Source organism: Lewinella sp. W8 (genome assembly GCF_004375085.3).
Lineage (GTDB): Bacteria > Bacteroidota > Bacteroidia > Chitinophagales > Saprospiraceae > Neolewinella.
On the sequence record NZ_SNAQ03000006.1, the window covers coordinates 82,348 to 100,115 of the forward strand.

A 17,768-nucleotide genomic window follows, 5' to 3' on the forward strand; every position below is an offset into this window, starting at 1 on the left:
GCCCCTAAATCCTTAAGCCTAAATCCTTAATCCTGATTCATGGCACCTGCGCCCCGTCGCCATAATGACTCTTTCCTACTTCAAATGCGGCCACGTGGAGGGATATTTGCCACACTTACCGTTATCCCGTGGAAATCTGAACAAAAGCATCCTCCATATCGTATATCCGTCAGGTATTAATCCAGAATCCGTGGCAGAAGACAACACCTTTGAATTTGAGAGCGCCGAAGATATTTTGAACGACGGCGCGATGCAGTTGGTAGACCCTAGTCTCCCCCAACTGCTGACCGTTCTCCCCCTTAAACAACGCCCCATTTTTCCCGGTATGGCCCTGCCGATGGCCTTCTCGGGCCAGGACAAACTGGAGGCCCTGAAAATTGCCGTCGAACAGCACGATGGTTTTTTCGGTGCCGTGCTCGTGCAGGAGGACCATTCCGACGACTACCGCCAGAACGATTACTACGAAGTCGGCACCATTTACCAGGTTATGAAGGTGGTGCAGATGGACCCCAACGCCGTCCAGGTCATCGGCCGGGCCGTGAAGCGGTTCCGCCGCGAACGGGTGGTGCAAACGGAACCCAGCCTGCGCTGGCGGGTGACCTACGACCACCAGCCGGTCGTCAAGCCCGACCAGGAGCTCAAGGCCTACATGCTGGCCATCAGCTCCGAAATCCGCAGCCTCCTCCAACTGAACCCCATGTTTCAGGAGCAGGTCAACATGGTCGTCAGTCAGCTCAACTACGACCAACCCGGTCAGACGATGGACGTCATCAGTAACCTCATCAGTGCCGAACGCGAAAAGATGCAGGAACTCCTGGAAACCTGGGACATCGCCGAACGCGCCAAGAAGCTACTGGCCATCATCAAGGACGAGCTGGAGGTGGCCAAAATTCAGGCCCGCATTAACGAGTCTATTCAGGAGGGCGTCAACGAACAACAGAAAGAATACTTCCTGCGCGAACAGCTTAAGGCCATCCGCCGGGAACTGGGCGAAGAGAAAGAAGACGGGGAGTCCATCACCGAGCGCATCCTCCAGCAACTGGAGGGAAAAACCGTGCCCGAGGAGGCCCGGGCCGCCTTCGACCGGGAGATGAACAAGCTCAAGACCCTCAACACCCAGTCGCCGGAATTCAACGTCACCCGGAACTATCTGGAGACCTTCGCCGACCTCCCCTGGGGCGTTTTCACCCCCGACGCCAACAACGTTTCCGAAGCCCGCGATATCCTCAACGAGGACCACTACGGGCTCGGCGACGTCAAGGACAACATCCTCGAATTCCTGGCCACCATCCTCAAGCGGGATAGCGTGGCCGGCTCCATCATCTGCATGGTGGGCCCTCCGGGGGTGGGCAAAACGAGCATCGGCCAGAGTATCGCCCGGGCCCTCGGCCGGGAGTTCTACCGCTTCAGCGTGGGCGGGATGCGGGATGAGGCCGAAATCAAGGGCCACCGCCGTACCTACATCGGCGCGCTACCCGGCAAGTTGATCCAGGCCATGCAGCGGACCAAGACCAGCAACCCGGTCATCATGCTCGACGAGATCGACAAAATCGGCAAGGGTGTACAGGGAGACCCCGCCAGCGCCCTGCTGGAAGTACTGGACCCGGAGCAGAACGCCACCTTCGTAGACCACTATCTCGACGTGCCCTTCGATCTCTCCAACGTACTTTTCGTCTGCACGGCCAACCAACTGGACACCATCCCTGGTCCGCTGCTGGACCGGATGGAAGTCATCCGACTGAGCGGCTACGTGCTGGAGGAAAAGGTCCAGATCGCCAAGCAGTATCTGGTGCCCAAGCAGCTGAAGGAACATGGTTTTGCTGCCGACGAGGTGACCTTCGAGGAGGAAGCCCTCGGCTTCCTGGCCGACCGTTACGCCCGCGAGGCCGGCGTCCGTAACCTGGAAAAGCAGATCCGGAAAATCATCCGCAAACTGGTCCTGAAGCAGGCCGAGACGGAGGAAGTACAATTCACCGTCACCAAAGACACCGTGAGTGAGATGCTGGGCAAGCCCCGCTTCACCACCGAAAAGCTTTACGATAAACCCCTACCCGGCGTGGTGCTGGGGCTGGCCTACACCAGCATGGGCGGCGCTACGCTTTACGTGGAGGCTCGGGGAATCCCTGCCGAACGCGCCGGCTTCCGACTGACCGGCCAGCTTGGCGACGTCATGAAGGAATCCGCCCAGATTGCACTCAGCTACGTGAAATCTCTGCTGAGCGAGGAGGGAGAAGACTTCTTTGACAAACACGAGGTGCACCTTCACGTACCGGCGGGAGCCACCCCCAAGGACGGTCCCAGTGCCGGCATCACGATGGCCCTGGCCCTGTACACCCTGGCCGTCGGAAAGGCACCCATTGACAACCTGGCCATGACCGGAGAGTTGACCCTGACCGGACGGGTACTCCCCATCGGTGGCGTCAAGGAGAAAACCATCGGAGCCCGGCGGGTCGGCATTACCAACCTGATCTTCCCGGAGGAAAACCGCCGGGATTTCGAGGACCTGGAAGACTACATCAAGGAGGGCATCACGGCCCATTTTGCCAGCTACTTCGATGACGTGCTTAAGGTCGCATTGAAGGCTACGCGCAAGAAAAAATCCCGGGCCAAGAAGTAGCCGCTACTTGTTCAGTTCCACGTCTCCGTCCCGCAGCCGGGCCTGGAGGGGCCCGGGTCGAATCTCCCCGACGGAGGTGATCAATTTACCGTCCTGACTGAGGATGCTGAAGCCCCGGGCCAGCGTCGTTTCGGGGTTCAGCACGGCCAGGAGTTTGGCGTACTGATCCAGTTGTTGCTTCGCTTGCCGCAGGTTTTGGTCGGCCAGTCGTTTAAGCGCGGTGTTGGCCTGATCCAGGCGGACGGATTCACGTTCCAGGGCCGTCCGGGCCTGCACGTTTATCCGGACTTCCATCTCCTCTAGCGACTGCGTGTGTCCCAACAACTGCAGACCGGCGGCGCGGCCGATACCGCGCCCCAGTTGCAGCAGCCGGACTTCGGCCTGCATCATGCGTTGGATGAGGAAAACGGCGGTGGCCGTCGGGGTTTTCAGACTGGTGTTGGCGACCCGATCGGCGATCGATTCGTCCGTTTCGTGGCCAATGCCCACGATGACGGGCAACTGGCTGCCGGCGATTTCCCGGGCCAGGTCTTCATCGTCAAAGGCCGCCAGATCCATCCGCCCGCCGCCGCCGCGGATGATGACGATGGCGTCAAAGGTTTCGCTTACCCGGTTGATTTGCCGGATGCGGCGGCTGACCTCCGGCCCCGTTTGCACTCCCTGCATGGCCGCCGAAAAGAGCCGGAGGGAGAACCGGTAGCCGTAGGCATTGTCCCGTAACTGCTCCTGAAAATCCGCCCAGCCCGCGGCCGTTTCGCTGGAAATAACGGCCAGCCGCTGGGGCGTCACGGAGAGCGGTTGTCGGGCGTTCAAGTCCAGCAGCCCCTCTTCCTGCAGTTTAACCAGAATGCGTTGCTTTTCCTGCTCCAGCTTGCCGAGGGTGTAGGTGGCGTCCAAATCTTCCACGATCAGTTTCAGGCCGTAGCGTTGGTGGAAGTCGGCCCGGACCCGCAGTCTCACCGACATGCCTTCCTGAAGCACTTCCCTAACTAATTTGGTGCCGTGATCCGCACGGATTTTATGCAGGGAGGTGGCCCAACAAACGGCTTCCAGCTGTGCAGAAATCTGGTCGCTCTCCTCCCCCTTTTCCACGAGGGTCAGCCAGCAGTGACCACGGGAGATACTGGCCTGAGCAATCTCGGCCTGTACCCAAACCGCCTCCGGCAGGTTAAGGGCGAAGACGCGGCGGACGAAGGCCGCCAGTTCGACCAGCGTATACGTTTTAGGACTCACGGGGCCAAAGATACCCTTTGGGATGACGTAGGGGCAAAAAAAGAGAGAGTTCAGCCTAAGGCTGAACCCTCCTAGAAAAACACCTAAAACCCATATTCATATCATGAAAAACCTGTCTCTTGTTTCCCGGGCCGGAGGAGTGAACTCCTTCGCTCTCCGAGTTACACCCTTCTGACGCCAGAAACGCCAATAGGTAACATCAGGACCATAGTTATAAATTTGTTAAGAGCCTTAACCCGCTGGAAAACAGGGATTAAGCAGTCAAAAATTTTGATTTTTTGCTATTTCTACCCCGCATTTTTTGCTGTATCACCCCGCAAACCCGCATAAATTTTTTTTGAATAATTTCATTTTCTTGCTGGATTGTGACCGCTTTTCAGTCAGTTACGGGCCGGTTACCGTACATTTTCCGCTCATGAATACCACTTTTCGCACACCAGAGGAGTTGTGGCGGGCCTGCTGGAAGCTGCTCAACCGCGCCCGGGCGGACAAAAAGCATCCCTACGCCACGCCGGTGGTCAGTTCCGTTGACGCCGAAGGCCTCCCCAGTTCCCGGGTACTGGTGCTGAGAACGTGTGAGGAGTCGGCGGGGTGGCTGGAAGGCTACACCGACCGGCGTTCGGCGAAGGCCGGACACCTGCACCATCCCGAAGCCCAGTTTAGCTGGTTGTTCTGGGACCCAAAAAAGCAATTACAGTTACGCGCCCGGGGCCGAACGGAATTTCTACCCGCGGAGATCAGCTCGGCAACATTTGATCAGCTACCGAAGCATTCCCGCAAAGCCTACGCTACGCCCGAAGCGCCGGGAACTCCCCTTGCGGAAGCCGGCGACGGTCTTCCCGATGATTGGGATAGCCGGGACCTGTCCGCTACCGATTACGCCCGGGATAATTTTGGCATTTTCCGGACCACCATTGAGACGGCGGACATCCTGTACCTGAACCGGGACGGGCACCGGCGCGTATCGGCGCAACGAGCGCCGGAGGGTTGGGACTTCCGGTGGGTCGTTCCCTAGCACTCCGCAGACGATCCTGGTTGGGAGATCATCAGCTTTGGCGAAGCAGAGCGGGCCAATCTTTGCCCATCAGGTCATCCGGAGCGGGCATTCGACCGGCCACCATCAGTTCCGCGATGGCCGCCGTATCCGTATCCCGCTTGACCCCCAAAACGGCCTGTACGTGATCGCCCTTCAGGTAGAAAGCCAAGAAGGGCCCCTCTCCGGGCGTGCCGTCAAGGAGAATATTGTCGTAATCACTGCCGTGACCTATGTAGCGGAAATTCACGCCCTGCTGGTTGGACCAGAAGTAGGGAATCATGGTATAGGGAACGTTTGCTCCGGCCATGTTACGCCCCGCAACGCGGCCCTGCTGGGCTGCCACCTTCCAGTGTTCAATCCGCTGGGCTCCTTCCCGGTCCGGGTATCGCGCAATATCGCCCGCGACGTAAGTATCGGCCACGTTGGCCCGCAGGTGACCATCGACCGTCACGCCGCCGTCGGCGTCTGCCGCCAAACCCTGAAGGTAATCGGTGGCCGGAGTAACACCGATGCCGATGATCACCGCCCGAGCGGATAGGGTTTCTCCACTCTCCAGGACCACCTGTTCTACCGCACCATTGCCGAGGAGGGAATTAACCTGCTGGCCCAGGTGAAACTTTACGCCCGCCTCTTCGTGCAGTTGGCGCACGTACTGCCCTACCTGTTTGCCGAAGATTTTTTCAAAGGGAATGGATTCCGGAGCGACCACGCTGACCCTGGCGCCACGTTTGCTGAAGCTCATCGCGGCCTCGAGTCCGATGAAGCTGCCGCCAATGATCACCACTTCCGTTTCTTCCCCGACCACCGATTTGGCCGCTTCGGCGTCGGTAGCCCGGCGAAGGAGAAACACATTATCCAGTTCAGCCCCCGGCACGGGAAGTTCCCGCGGCGTTCCGCCCGTGGCGAGCAGGACCTTATCGTAAGTCAATTTGTCGCCTCCCCTTAAGTTGATGACTTTCTCCTGCACGTCAAGCGTTTGCACGACACTGTTGAGACGGAGTTCCACTCCCCGGGAAGCATAAAATTCCTCCGTTTGCAGCGGAAGGTCCGCGGCCGATTTACCTCCTTCCAGCTGCGCTTTGCTTACGTGCGTCCGGTCGTAGGGCGGCAGGGCTTCCGCACTGATCAAGGTGATGGACCCCTTAGCGTCGTTTTCCCGAATTCCCAGCACGGCGTTGAGTGCCGCAATTCCTCCACCGACGATGGCGTAGGTTACGTGATTCGTATTTTCTGGCGAGGCCGCAGGTGCAGCGTGCTCGGGTTCGGCCGTGGGCGTGGTGGAAACCTGGATGGCGTCTCCCTCAATCCTCACCGGGTAGGTCTTGAGGCCATCCCTACCGGGCGCCTCCAGCTGGGTACCGTGACGAACGTCAAAACAGGCGTGGTGAAAGGGGCAACGCAAGCGGTGCCCCGACAGGGCTCCATTGTGCAAGGGTAACCCGAAGTGGCTACAGGAATTCTCCACCGCGTACACTTCACCGTCAACGTTGGTCAGTAAGATCGACTTTTCGTCGATTTCCACCTGATGCATGTGGCCGGGTGGTAACTGGGAAAGCTTGAATACGGGGGTAAAAGAATCCATTTGGAGAAATTGTTTTCTTCCTAATTGATTCCGGGGCAAAGGTGTTCACTTCATGCGCATGATTACGTTGAAGGTATCGATTCCATTTACCCCTGGCTGCGGCCAGCCTCAGCTTAGCGGGGTATTTCGATAGACCAGGTGTAGACGCTGCCCCAAGTCCCATGAACGGAATAGCAAGGGATCCGGTGGGGAATTCAAATTACATTTAAGAATATGTCTTTCCGGCAAATGTTGCTTCCGTGAGGGGGCGTTGAAGCCCGAGCTTTGTGTCACACGACAAACAGCATGAAGCCTTTCCTCCTACTATTCGTTCTTTTAAGTTTTCTCGGACTGTCCGCCAGTCTCTACTCCCAAAGAACTGTAATGCCGACACCATCGACCTTTCGGGGAGCCTCCGTCAATGGTCCGATTAGCGGATATTTTCATCACCTTGACTCCACGGGGTTATACTACGCTCAGACTCAGGATGACCTGAGAAAAGTCTCTTCTCTCCGGCGGGTACCCCTTCATGAAGTCCAGTCGCTTGGACTGAGAAAACGCGGCAGCGTTGGTAAGGGTATCGGCATAGGAATTTTGGCGGGGATCGGCACCGCCATCGTGGCGGGGCAGCTGACGGGTAAGCCATCCCGAGAATGCGGATCCAGCTTTTTGAGCCTGGGGCCCTGCAGTCGTGGAGATATGACCACCCTGTATATTCTTCCTTCGACCCTTTTGGGCACGCTGATTGGTGGCAGTATTGGTGGAGGGCGAAGAACCATCACCTTCGGAGGGCACAGCAACCGCCTGAAAGACCAGGAAGCCATCCTCCAGAAATTCGCCTACCCACATTAATTAACTGTCATGCTATTTTTTGGGCGCGGGCGCAGGTTGCCACTTTTGCCCTTTACTCGGGCCGTGCGTTGCCCGTTACCTTCTCTCTCTGCACCTGCGCACCGCCGCCCTTTTGCTTAGCGTGACACCCACAATTGCTCGTAGGTGTTTCCTTTCCCCGAAAGGAAACCGAATCAGACTGAGATAACTAAAGGACCTTCCGCTAAAGAATGTGACAAATCGATCTTGTTCAATCTTACTTTCTTTGATGGTGTGGTCGCCTTTCGGGGAAAGGCGACACCAAGCACTTATCCATAGGGTGGGTGATTTGGACCTTCAGGTGATCATTACTATTAATACGCCCGAAACCTAAACATTTAGACTTCAATATTACTGGACACAATTTAGCCTCTAAAAGGGGTATAACGCTAAAGCCATCCCACACATCATTAACTTACAACCCTAGTGTTTTTTTATCTTGTGGGGGTTCGATGAAGTGGCGGCAAACCGGGGAATTATTTCGGCAGTAGCAGTCATTAAAGGACTGCCACTATGCCCCCAGTGAATTTTCAAGATTCCTTCTTTCACCAACTCCGGAACCGCTTTAAAGACAAAAAATCTTTGGCGGAGGCCGTCCGGGAGGCCCTGGACATCAGCATTGACGGAGCCTACCGACGGATTTCGGGACGCTCCAATCTCCAAATCGACGAACTACTTACGTTGGCGCGTGCCTTCAACGTGCACCTGCCGGGCGGTAGTGACGGTGAAGTACGCTTCCGGTTCAACAACCGCAACCGGTCCATCGGCAGTCCCGCCGATTACATTGATCAGCTGGAGGAGCAACTTAAATTGGTGCACAGTTGGCCGGATAAGCAACTCTACTACGCAACCCCCGATCTCCCCTTCCTCTACGAATTGATGTCGCCCAACCTGATGGCCTTTAAGCTCTACATCTTCGGGGTTACTAGCTGGGGATTCCAAGAGTGGAAGAATAAGCCCTTCAGCCTCCGGTTGATCGACCCGGCCGTGCTGGACAAGGCCAGAGCGATCAGCAATTACGCCTACCGGGTTCCCAGTAAAGAAATATGGTCTTCCGGCCTCCTGAACGCCACCCTCAGTCAGCTGGAATACATGGCGATGGTCAGCAAATTTTCGGAGAAAGAACTGCCCTTTACCATCCTTGATGAGGTCTCCAGTATCGTGGACCATCTCGAGCAAATGGCCCAGCACGGCGTAAAATTTGTTCCGGGCGAAGATCCAGGAAATTCTACGGTTCCCTTTTCCATCCACTATAATGAGCTGCTGTACATCAGCACGACCATTTCAATCAACTCTCCCCAGGCTTCCCTACTGTTTCTTTCCTTCATTACGCCCAATTACCTCGTGACCACGGATCGCGAACTCGGCGAGGAGGTCCGAAACTGGTTTGAGGAACTGTTGGGAGAGGCCACCGAACTGGGCCAAAACACCAAAAAACTTCGTGACTGGTACTTTAACCGCCTACGCGCCCAGATTGACAATACCCGACGGCGGCTGGAACTCCACCTGAATGTTTCCGATTCGTTGCTTTGATGGGACCAAGTCTGCCCTCAGCGAACGGAATTTCCGGTAACCTTAGCCCTATTCATTCACCACCACCAAAGTCTCCTTCTCCGCAACCTCCATCCGTCCCAGGGCCGTGACGGGGTGCCCCTCACGGGCACAGATGGCGATGAACTCCTCGGCGTGCTCGGGAGCTACGGCCGTCAGCAGGCCACCACTGGTTTGGGGATCCGCCAACAGCCACTTCTGGCGATCATTTTGTACGCTGACGGCGTGGCCGTAACTGGCCCAGTTTCGCTTGGTTCCACCGGGGATGCAGCCTTCATCCAGGTAGTAATCCAGGGTGGGTAAATCAATGAAGGGCACCTTATGCAGGTTTACGCTTGCCCGGGTATTGCTGGCCCGGCACATTTCGGTCAGGTGCCCCAGGAGGCCGAAGCCCGTTACGTCCGTCATGGCGTGAACGTAGGGTAAGCCGGCCAGGGTAACGCCGATCCGGTTGAGCCGGGTCATCTGCTCGGTGGCCAGGTGAGCGTCCGCTTCCCGGAGTTTCTTTTTCTTCTGGGCCGTGCTCAAAATGCCCACGCCCAGTGGCTTGGTCAGGAACAACAGGTCCCCCACCCGAGCGCCGCCGTTTTTTTTCAACTGGTCAATCTTTACCCGGCCGTTTACGGCCAGACCAAAGATGGGTTCCGGACTATCAATGCTGTGCCCTCCGGCCAGTGGAATGCCGGCATCGGCACAAGCTTGCCGGCCTCCCTCTACTACCTGGCCCGCGATTTCCGGGGGCAACTGGTTAATGGGCCAGCCCAGAATGGCGATGGCCATCATCGGCGTTCCTCCCATGGCGTAGACGTCGCTGATGGCGTTGGTGGCCGCAATGCGGCCAAAGGTCAGGGGATCATCCACGATGGGCATAAAGAAATCCGTCGTGCTGATCACGGCCGTTCCGTCCCCCAGGTCGTAGACCGCGGCATCGTCCCGCTCGCCGTTCCCGACCAGCAAACTGGGAAAAAACGGGCCGGAGGCCGTTTGTCCAAGGATGGTATCGAGTACGGCCGGGGCGATCTTACAGCCGCAGCCCGCGCCGTGAGAATATTCAGTCAATTTTACGTTCATGGTACGTCGTTGAGCCAGTTTGGCTGTCGGTTGAGTAATGGATTCGGCCTAACCCAGCAGGGCGTAAATGATGTACACCCCGAAAAAAACCCGCCAGGTTCCCTGATAAAAGCGTGCAATGGAGCTTTGGTTCTCCAGGTCCGCGCCCCGGGCGTAAAAAAGGAAGAGGGCAATCATGGGCAGGTGGGCTAGCCCCAGACCGGTCTTCCCCAGCCAGAAACAGTAGCCGGTAACCCCCACCAGGGTGGCAAAAAGCAGCCGCGTGCCCCACCGGAACACCCAAGTACGGTTCTTGATCAGACTCAGGGTACGGATGCCGTGGGCGGCATCTCCTTCCGTATCGGGCAAATCCTTGAACCAGGCGATCACCAGTCCGAAAATGAAGATGATGATCGTCAGCAATACCAGGGTGGTTTGCACCTGCGCTCCGCCGCCCAAAGCGGTCCGAAAGTGCAGGTACAGCAGTATGTTCACGATCAGCCCCCGCACCGCAATAATGCAAAAGGCGGCCCAGAAATGAAAGCGTTTCAGGCGAATTGGCGGCAGGCTGTAGGCCGTCCCCAGGGCCAGACTCAGGTAGACGGTGAGCGTCAGCCAGGGCCAATAAAGGAGTGCGGTTACCAGGGCTAAGGCCAGGGAAACCAACACAATAAGCCTGCCCGTTTGCACCGAATAGGCACCACTGGCCAGGGGTAAGTAGGGTTTATTGATCCGGTCAATGTCAATGTCCGTGAGCTGATTCAGTCCGGTGATGTACACGTTGGCCGCCAGGCAGCTTAACAGGCTCCAGCCCAGCAGCAGCCAGTCATGTTCGCCGACGGATCGAGCCGCCATCAGGTACAGCGCCAACAGCGACAGCGAGGTACCCACGACGGTATGCGCCCGGGCAAAACGGAGGAAGGTGATCATTCCGCGGACTTTTCGGCCCGCAAGACTCCGTAACGGATCGCTCCCGACCGGAAACCAGCCTTCATGTATTTCATCGCCCAGGCTCCGCGGATGGTGCCGATGCCCGCCCGGGCCAGCCCGGGCCAGTTGCGGGGGTCCAGTCCCGAACGGATCACGGCGCCCCAGAAGGGTTCCACGGCCGCGGACCAGTCGTCGGTTTCAATATTCGTGAGTCCCCCGTTCCGGGCCGCCTTCGCCAGGGTGGGAATACTGACGAGGGGAGGCAGGTGGTAAAGTTGGCAAATCTTGGCCAGGGTCCGCCGGTCGTCGGTCGTCAGGCGAGGAGGCTCGGGCCGGTGGCACCAGGTGGCCATCAGCAGCTTTCCTCCGGGTTTTAACAGCCGGTAAAACAGTCGGAACAGCTCCTCTTTATCCTCCATGTGTTCGGCGGACTCCATGCTCCAGATGAGGTCAAACTGCCCGTCCTCGCTGGCGTTGAGGGTGTATACATCCTGAGCCCGGATGTCCAGGCGATCCTCCAGTCCGGCATCCGCGTTGAAGTGGCGGCCGTTTTCCGCCTGCACGGGACTCAGCGTGACGCCAAGTCCGCTCGACCCAGGATAGCGAATGGCCAGCACGCGGCTGCTGCCCCCTACCCCACAGCCGGCGTCGAGGAAACGGTCTACGGCCTCCGGGGCCTGCCCCCACCGCAGCAATTCGTCGATCATGTCGATCTGTGCCCGCCGGTGATCCACCTTGCGCTCTCCCCGCGGACCGTAGTAGCCGTGGTGCATTTGTTCGCCCCAGGTGTTGAGCCACAGGGGGGTGGAATCGTCGTAGAAGGTGGAAATCCGTTGATTAAGGGAAGCCAAAAAAAGAGAATAATGCTCCGCCCGACGCCTAGCGCCGGCTGAGCCGGTTTACGATGAATACGGCGGCCAGTACGCCCACGGCGGCCAGGGCAACTTTCTGGTGCTTGTTGAGCGGCTCGGGCTCGGCGTCGATGCCCCGCAGCGGAGCCGTAACGGAGGCCAGTAGGGCCATGGGAATGAACAGGAAACCAGCGGCGGAGCCAACCAGCACCCTTCCGGCCAGCAGTGCACCCCGACCGAGGGTCATCCCCTCGGGGTTAGCGTCGACCAGACTGTGTTCCGGAGCTACCGGCACGTAATGGTTAGGGCTCTTACCCGGAGCGGGTTTGCGGCCGATGATGGCGATACCGTAGCGTTCGTTCCGCTGCCAGTGCGGCGCGACGTAGGTCCATTCCACATTCTTAAAGCCCGCCCGGTGGAAGTAATTGTGGTAATCATCTTCGGGTGGAAAGAGCATCCAGGTATTGGCCACGAACTTGCTAAAGGCATTACGGGGTTCGATGGGCCCGATGAGCATGGCCCAGCCCCCCGGTTTGATCACCCGGTAGGCTTCGTTGACGCCCCGCTGGGGATCGGGCCAGTATTCAATGGAGCCCGCCGAAACGTAACGGTCAAACTGATCGTCGGGGAAGGGTAGATTTTCCGCGTCTCCGAGGCGGAAGGAACAATTGGCCAGGGCCGCCTTTTCCCGGGCGTGGGACATCTGGTGAGGACTCTGATCCACGCAGGTCACGTTGCGGGCCGGGACCCTTCGCACGATGCCTTCGGTAGTAAATCCCGTCCCACTACCAACGTCAATGACGGTCAGATCTTCTTCATCCTCGGGGTCCCAGTAGCCCAAATCCAGCGCCTTTTCCCGCATGGACTCCGTCCAGAACAGGGGATTTACGAGCTTGTCATAGAACACCGACAAGTAGCGGTAGAACCAGTATGCTTCTCGTTTGTGTTGCATCAATCGCATGGGAGGAGGTAATTTTTGGTATCGCGTAGAATAGCTGGGTTAAACAAATTGCTGAGAATCGGAAAGGATACCCAGCCTGGGGGCGTTTGGGTTAATGAATAAACGGTTGTTGTGGAGACAACGGTAAGATAATGCGGCATATGATTTGGGAGGAAGCAAAAACGAAAAACTCCGGAAAAAAGTCCTTCCCCCTGGGCAAACCTATGGGGGCTTAATGTACTTTACAGCGTAGATAGGAAACGGAGGTCACTTCACCGCCTCCACTCCGAACCAAAAAAAACTTCCCACCTTGTCTACTCCACTGATTAAGCGCGATACGTCCTGGCTCCAATTTAACGCCCGGGTGTTGCAGGAGGCCGCTGATGATCGGGTTCCCCTCTACGAGCGGATAAAGTTCCTGGCGATTTACAGCTCAAATCTGGACGAATTTTTTCGGGTTCGCGTGGCGTCGTTGCGGCAGTTTAAGTCCATCCCGAAGGAAGAGAGAAGAGAACTGTTTGACTTCAAGCCCAAGAAGGAACTCAAGGCCATCCGCCGGATCGTGAGGAAGCAGCAGGAAGAATTCGGCAGAATTTTCCGCAACGAAATCCTGCCTAGTCTGAAGGAAGAAAATATCCACCTGCTCCACAGTGACGAGCTTGATGAGGTGCAGCGGACATTCGTGGAGGAGTATTTTGACGAGCAGGTCAAGTCGCACCTCAAACTTCACTGGCTGCCCGGACAGGACGATGAAGACCATCTGTTGCCCTTCGTAGAGAACGGGCAGCTTTGTCTGGCCGTGGTGCTGGATACGGAAGACGCCGTGGACGAGGAAGGAACCGCCGAGGTGGGGCTGGTGCCCATTCCGCAAAAGGGACTTCCCCGCTTCGTGGTGCTGCCAAAGCCGCAGGGCGTTGAAGAAGGTTACTACGTCATCTTCCTCGATTCCATCATCCGGGCCAACCTGAGCCGATGGATGGGCACCAAGGTCGATTTCGGCTACAGTTTCAAGCTCAGTCGCGACGCCGAACTCTACATTGAAAACGAGTTTGACGGTGATCTGCGGGAAAAGATTGAACGTAGTCTGGGCCGGAGAGAAGAGGGGCTACCCACGAGATTTCTCTACGATGGGGCCATGCCCGACTGGTTGAGAAAACGCCTGAAGCATACCCTGGGCGTATCCAAGTACGATATGATTCCCGGAGCGCGGTACCATAAATTCACCGACTTCTTCAGTTTCCCCCTTCCGGAAGGCCGCGACGACCTCATATATCCGCCCCTGCCTCCGCTCCCCCACCCCCGGCTGGAGAACGCCGAGAGCGTGATGGGCCTGATGGAAGCTTCCGACATTTTGCTCAGCTTCCCCTATCAGCAATACGATTACGTCCCCCAGCTCATCCGGGAGGCCGCAGAGCATCCGGAGGTGGAAAAACTCTCCATCACGCTGTATCGGGTGGCGGGGAAAAGTGCGGTGATGAACAACCTGCTGTATGCCCTGGATCAGGGCAAGGAAGTGGAGGCCTTCGTGGAGGCCAAAGCGCGTTTTGACGAGGCCAGCAATCTGTATTGGGGAAAGGAACTCCAGAATGCGGGAGCCACCGTCCACTACAGTTATCCCGCCGTCAAGGTACACACCAAACTGCTCCACATCTCCCGCCGGCAGACCGGCGGTGAACGCATCCACTACACCTACATCGGCACCGGTAACTTCAACGAAAAGACCGCCAAACTCTACACCGATCACGCCCTGCTCACCACCCGCCCCGTCCTGGGGGCTGACGTCGAGCGGGTTTTCCAACTGCTTCGCGGCCGATTGATCCTGCCGAACTGCCAGAAGCTCCTCGTGGCGCCCTTCTCCCTGGCCAGCGGTATTGAGGAAATGATCGACGCCGAAATTGCCAACGCCAGGGAGGGCGGCAACGCCTACCTATTCCTGAAAATGAACAGTCTGGAGGAGCCGGGGATGATCGAAAAGATTCGCGAAGCCGCCGCGGCGGGCGTGGAAGTACGCCTCATCGTGCGAGGGATCTGCTGCCTGATTCCCAAACCCGACGAAAACATCAAGATCATCTCCATCATTGATCGCTTTCTGGAACACGCCAGGATTTACATCTTCGGCAACAATGGGCAGGAAAAGATCTACATCGGCTCGGCCGACCTCATGGAGCGCAACCTGTTCCGGCGGGTTGAAGTCGTTACGCCGGTGGAAGATCAGTTGTTACGCCTGGAACTTCGCCGAATTATGGATATGCAGTGGCGGGACAACCAGAAGGCCCGGATTATTGTAGAAGGAGGAGTCAATAAATACCGGAAGGCCAAAGCAGGAGAGGGTAAGTTCCGCGCGCAAACGGACATCTACGCTTATTACTCCCGTCGCCTGGACGCCGTGAGCAGTTGAATGCTCTCCGCTCCACCGCTCCACCATCCATGAATTTTCTCGCTCACCTCACGCTATCCCACTTCGACGCCGACCTGCAGGTCGGCAACTACCTGGGGGATTTCGTCAAGGGCAGGGCCGTCAAAAAACTACCGGAAGGCATCCAGCGGGGCATCGCCATGCACCGTGCCATTGACCGCCTGACGGATGAAGACCGGGACGTTTACGCCCTTAACCGTCTGGTGGCCACCCGCCACGGACGCTACGCCAGTGTGGTGACCGACATTGGCTTCGATTACTTCCTGTGGCAGCACTGGCCCCACTTTGGCGCGGGAAATTTTCACGAGTTCCGCCAGCGGACCTACCAACACCTGGGCAACGCCACCGAGCACATGGACGAGCGGGTGACGGATTTCGTTCACCGTATGACGGCCGATGACTGGCTACAGTTGTACACCAGCCGCGAGGGCATGAAAACCGTTTTCCGCCGTCTGGCCCCACGGCTCAGTAAGCCCGAACTGATCACGGACGTCCACCTCATTCTGGAGGATTTCGAAGCTGAATTCAACCACACCTTCCAGCGGTTGTTCCCCCGCTTGCAAGACCTCGCCAATGAATTCCGCACCCCCTGAACCAATCGATTTTCGCCTCCAGCGTTTCAGTCCTCAGCTCAACGTCAAGCAGGAGGGGAACCGGAGAATGATCATGGGCCATATCCGTAAGAAATGGCTGGTCCTGCAGCCCGAAGAATTCGTCCGTCAGCTCCTGTTGCTCTTCTTCATCCACGACATGCGCTACAACCGGAACCGAATCACCGTGGAGCGGGGCGTAGACGTCCGGAAGGAAAAAAAGCGCACCGACATTTTAATTTTTGACCCCCTCATGCGCCCCTTCCTCCTCGTGGAATGCAAGGCTCCGCAGGTGAAGTTGACGACCGACGTGTTCCGTCAGGCCGCCAATTATAACGGCCCCCTCAAGGTGCCTTTCCTGATGATCAGCAACGGCCGGGAGAGCTACGTGGCGGAGATCAATTATCAGGAAGATTCGTACCGCTTTCTCGATGCCGTTCCGGAGTACCCGCGTGGATAATTTGGGCGATCACCGCAGGTGCAATGAAATGGAATCCGCGTGCTCAGCCGGGATGCCGACCAGTTTTCGCATTCTTCGTTCTACATTTGGGTTATGCCCGCTACCCCACTTCTTCGCGTTGAGCTCCTGACCATCGCCTTCGGCGATGCTCCTCCGGTCGTAGATGACCTGAGTTTCGTCCTGGCGGCGGGAGAAAGCCTGGGCCTCATCGGCGTTTCCGGATCCGGCAAAAGCATCACCGCCCTGGCCCTGCTGGGACTGCTACCGAGCGGTGCCCGGATTCTGCGGGGTCACGCCTGGTGGCTCGGGGGCTCCGCCCCCGTCGACCTGCTCACCCTCTCGGAGCGCGAGTGGCGCGCCTACCGCGGCGGCGAACTCAGCCTCGTTTTTCAGGAACCCCTAACGGCCCTCAATCCCGTGCAACGCATTGACCAGCAGCTCCGGGAAGCCATTCCACGGACGAAAAGGGCGGATTGGCAGTCCGCGTTACCAGCGGCCCTGGAGGAAGTCGAACTCGGAACGGAAGGGACGCGCATTCTGAGGGCCTACCCCCACCAATTAAGCGGCGGGCAACGGCAGCGTATCCTCATCGCCCTGGCCCTCCTGCGGTCTCCCCGTCTCCTGATCGCCGACGAACCCACCACGGCCCTGGACAGCATCACCGAACGGGAGATCATCGCCCTACTGGCCCGCATCCGAGATCGCCACGGCATGACCATGATTTTCATCACCCACGACCTGCGGGTGCTCGGGCAGATCACCGAACGACTACTGGTCTTACGGGACGGGAAGACCGTCACCGTCGGTCCCACCAAAGCACTTCTCCGCGCACCAGATGCCCCTTATCTGGCGAATCTTTTGGCCGCTACTTTCCTGCGGCCCCATCAAACCGCTGCCCCGGCGGAGACTTCCCCTCCGCTACTGTCCGTCAAGGAGCTTAGCGTAGAATACGTCGGCAGCAAACCCTGGCCCTGGGCTACTCCTCCGCGTAAAGTCGCCGTAAGGAACGCCAGTCTTACTTTATTTCCCGGCGAGTGGGTCGCCATCGTGGGGCCGAGCGGCTGCGGCAAAACGACCCTGGCCCGCACTTTGGCGGGCCTTCACCACGCCAGCACCGGAACCATCATGGGGAATCTGGGTCCGCAGGCCATCCAACTCGTCTTTCAGGATCCCTTCGGAAGCCTGAATCCCAGCCACAAGATTACCACCATCCTTGGCGAGGTGCTCCGGGTGCATCAGCCGAAACTCAAAAAAGCAGCCTTACTCACCAGGATTCATGAACTCCTGGAGGCCGTAGAATTGTCCCCCGGGGAATACGCCGATCGTCTTCCGGATGCCCTCAGCGGTGGGCAACGGCAGCGCGTGGCCATCGCCCGGGCGCTGGCCGCCAACCCCAGCATCCTCATTTGTGACGAGGCCGTCTCGGCCCTCGACGCTCCCCTGCAACGGGGCGTCCTGGACCTCCTGGCCCGTCTACAAACGGAGCGAGGACTCAGCATCCTCTTCATCACCCACGATCTCTACCTGGCCGAAAACCGGGCCGACCGCGTCATCATCATGGACAACGGTGAAATCGTTGAACAAGGCCCGACGAAGGAAATCGTTGCCGCACCGGAGAGTGAGATGGGAAGGAGATTGTTGGCGGCTAGGGGGCGCTGATTAA

14 protein-coding genes are annotated in these 17,768 nt (G+C 57.9%); 8 read left to right on the forward strand and 6 right to left on the reverse strand.

Annotated elements, in window-relative coordinates; translation table 11 throughout:
* Nucleotides 1-190: 190 nt before the first annotated feature.
* Nucleotides 191-2,617, forward strand: a complete 2,427-nt coding sequence (gene lon, locus E1J53_RS08635; RefSeq protein WP_216650028.1) for an endopeptidase La — start codon at nt 191-193, stop codon at nt 2,615-2,617.
* Nucleotides 2,618-2,620: 3 nt separating this feature from the next.
* Here lon and xseA read toward each other — a convergent pair whose 3' ends face one another.
* Complete coding sequence (xseA, locus tag E1J53_RS08640) at nt 2,621-3,850, reverse strand: exodeoxyribonuclease VII large subunit (RefSeq protein ID WP_173021410.1); 1,230 nt, start codon at nt 3,848-3,850, stop codon at nt 2,621-2,623.
* 415 nt (nt 3,851-4,265) lie between these two features.
* Between xseA and E1J53_RS08645 the strand changes: the two genes are divergently transcribed.
* Nucleotides 4,266-4,865: a hypothetical protein gene (locus tag E1J53_RS08645; RefSeq protein WP_134272534.1), complete on the forward strand. Its 600-nt coding sequence runs from the start codon at nt 4,266-4,268 to the stop codon at nt 4,863-4,865.
* Between the two features lie 31 nt (nt 4,866-4,896).
* On the opposite strand, the gene E1J53_RS08650 is transcribed toward E1J53_RS08645, so the two are convergent.
* Nucleotides 4,897-6,468, reverse strand: coding sequence for an FAD-dependent oxidoreductase (locus E1J53_RS08650; RefSeq protein ID WP_134272535.1), 1,572 nt, complete (start codon nt 6,466-6,468; stop codon nt 4,897-4,899).
* Between the two features lie 363 nt (nt 6,469-6,831).
* On the opposite strand from E1J53_RS08650, the gene E1J53_RS08655 reads away from it, so the two are divergent.
* Both E1J53_RS08655 and E1J53_RS08660 read left to right on the forward strand, forming a co-directional pair.
* A complete protein-coding gene (locus E1J53_RS08655) occupies nt 6,832-7,299 on the forward strand; it encodes a hypothetical protein (protein WP_134272536.1) in 468 nt (155 codons plus the stop codon).
* A 540-nt stretch (nt 7,300-7,839) separates the two neighbouring features.
* A complete protein-coding gene (locus E1J53_RS08660) occupies nt 7,840-8,850 on the forward strand; it encodes a hypothetical protein (protein ID WP_134272537.1) in 1,011 nt (336 codons plus the stop codon).
* A gap of 48 nt (nt 8,851-8,898) precedes the next feature.
* Here E1J53_RS08660 and selD read toward each other — a convergent pair whose 3' ends face one another.
* Genes selD through E1J53_RS08680 form a run of 4 tightly spaced genes read right to left on the reverse strand, consistent with a single transcriptional unit; the run spans nt 8,899 to nt 12,660 of the window.
* Nucleotides 8,899-9,939 (reverse strand): selenide, water dikinase SelD, encoded by a 1,041-nt coding sequence (selD, locus tag E1J53_RS08665; RefSeq protein ID WP_134272538.1) that lies wholly within the window; start codon nt 9,937-9,939, stop codon nt 8,899-8,901.
* A gap of 48 nt (nt 9,940-9,987) precedes the next feature.
* On the reverse strand, nt 9,988-10,848 hold the full coding sequence (locus E1J53_RS08670; protein ID WP_134272539.1) for a homogentisate phytyltransferase: 861 nt from the start codon (nt 10,846-10,848) through the stop codon (nt 9,988-9,990).
* Complete coding sequence (locus E1J53_RS08675) at nt 10,845-11,699, reverse strand: methyltransferase domain-containing protein (RefSeq protein WP_134272540.1); 855 nt, start codon at nt 11,697-11,699, stop codon at nt 10,845-10,847. Before E1J53_RS08675 ends, E1J53_RS08670 begins: the two co-directional genes overlap by 4 nt.
* Before the next feature lie 28 nt (nt 11,700-11,727).
* Nucleotides 11,728-12,660 carry a methyltransferase domain-containing protein gene (locus E1J53_RS08680; protein ID WP_134272541.1) on the reverse strand — a complete coding sequence of 311 codons (933 nt, stop codon included), beginning with the start codon at nt 12,658-12,660 and terminating at the stop codon, nt 11,728-11,730.
* Between the two features lie 289 nt (nt 12,661-12,949).
* Here E1J53_RS08680 and ppk1 point away from each other — a divergent pair, with 289 nt between their 5' ends.
* From ppk1 to E1J53_RS08700, 4 genes are all read left to right on the forward strand, one after another.
* Nucleotides 12,950-15,037: a polyphosphate kinase 1 gene (ppk1, locus tag E1J53_RS08685; RefSeq protein WP_134272542.1), complete on the forward strand. Its 2,088-nt coding sequence runs from the start codon at nt 12,950-12,952 to the stop codon at nt 15,035-15,037.
* A gap of 29 nt (nt 15,038-15,066) precedes the next feature.
* Entirely contained in the window at nt 15,067-15,648 is a 582-nt protein-coding gene (locus E1J53_RS08690) for an ACP phosphodiesterase (protein ID WP_134272543.1), read from the forward strand.
* Nucleotides 15,629-16,105: a type I restriction enzyme HsdR N-terminal domain-containing protein gene (locus E1J53_RS08695; protein ID WP_134272544.1), complete on the forward strand. Its 477-nt coding sequence runs from the start codon at nt 15,629-15,631 to the stop codon at nt 16,103-16,105. Before E1J53_RS08690 ends, E1J53_RS08695 begins: the two co-directional genes overlap by 20 nt.
* Nucleotides 16,106-16,198: 93 nt before the next feature.
* Nucleotides 16,199-17,764 (forward strand): ABC transporter ATP-binding protein, encoded by a 1,566-nt coding sequence (locus E1J53_RS08700; protein ID WP_134272545.1) that lies wholly within the window; start codon nt 16,199-16,201, stop codon nt 17,762-17,764.
* The last annotated feature ends 4 nt before the right edge of the window (nt 17,765-17,768 follow it).

Coding starts and splice junctions, on each gene's coding strand:
- E1J53_RS08645 (WP_134272534.1), top strand. CDS start 4,266: ATGAATACCACTTTTCGCACACCAGAGGAGTTGTGGCGGGCCTGCTGG.
- E1J53_RS08650 (WP_134272535.1), bottom strand. CDS start 6,468: ATGGATTCTTTTACCCCCGTATTCAAGCTTTCCCAGTTACCACCCGGC.
- E1J53_RS08655 (WP_134272536.1), top strand. CDS start 6,832: ATGCCGACACCATCGACCTTTCGGGGAGCCTCCGTCAATGGTCCGATT.
- selD (WP_134272538.1), bottom strand. CDS start 9,939: ATGAACGTAAAATTGACTGAATATTCTCACGGCGCGGGCTGCGGCTGT.
- E1J53_RS08670 (WP_134272539.1), bottom strand. CDS start 10,848: ATGATCACCTTCCTCCGTTTTGCCCGGGCGCATACCGTCGTGGGTACC.
- E1J53_RS08680 (WP_134272541.1), bottom strand. CDS start 12,660: ATGCGATTGATGCAACACAAACGAGAAGCATACTGGTTCTACCGCTAC.
- E1J53_RS08690 (WP_134272543.1), top strand. CDS start 15,067: ATGAATTTTCTCGCTCACCTCACGCTATCCCACTTCGACGCCGACCTG.
- E1J53_RS08695 (WP_134272544.1), top strand. CDS start 15,629: ATGAATTCCGCACCCCCTGAACCAATCGATTTTCGCCTCCAGCGTTTC.
- E1J53_RS08700 (WP_134272545.1), top strand. CDS start 16,199: ATGCCCGCTACCCCACTTCTTCGCGTTGAGCTCCTGACCATCGCCTTC.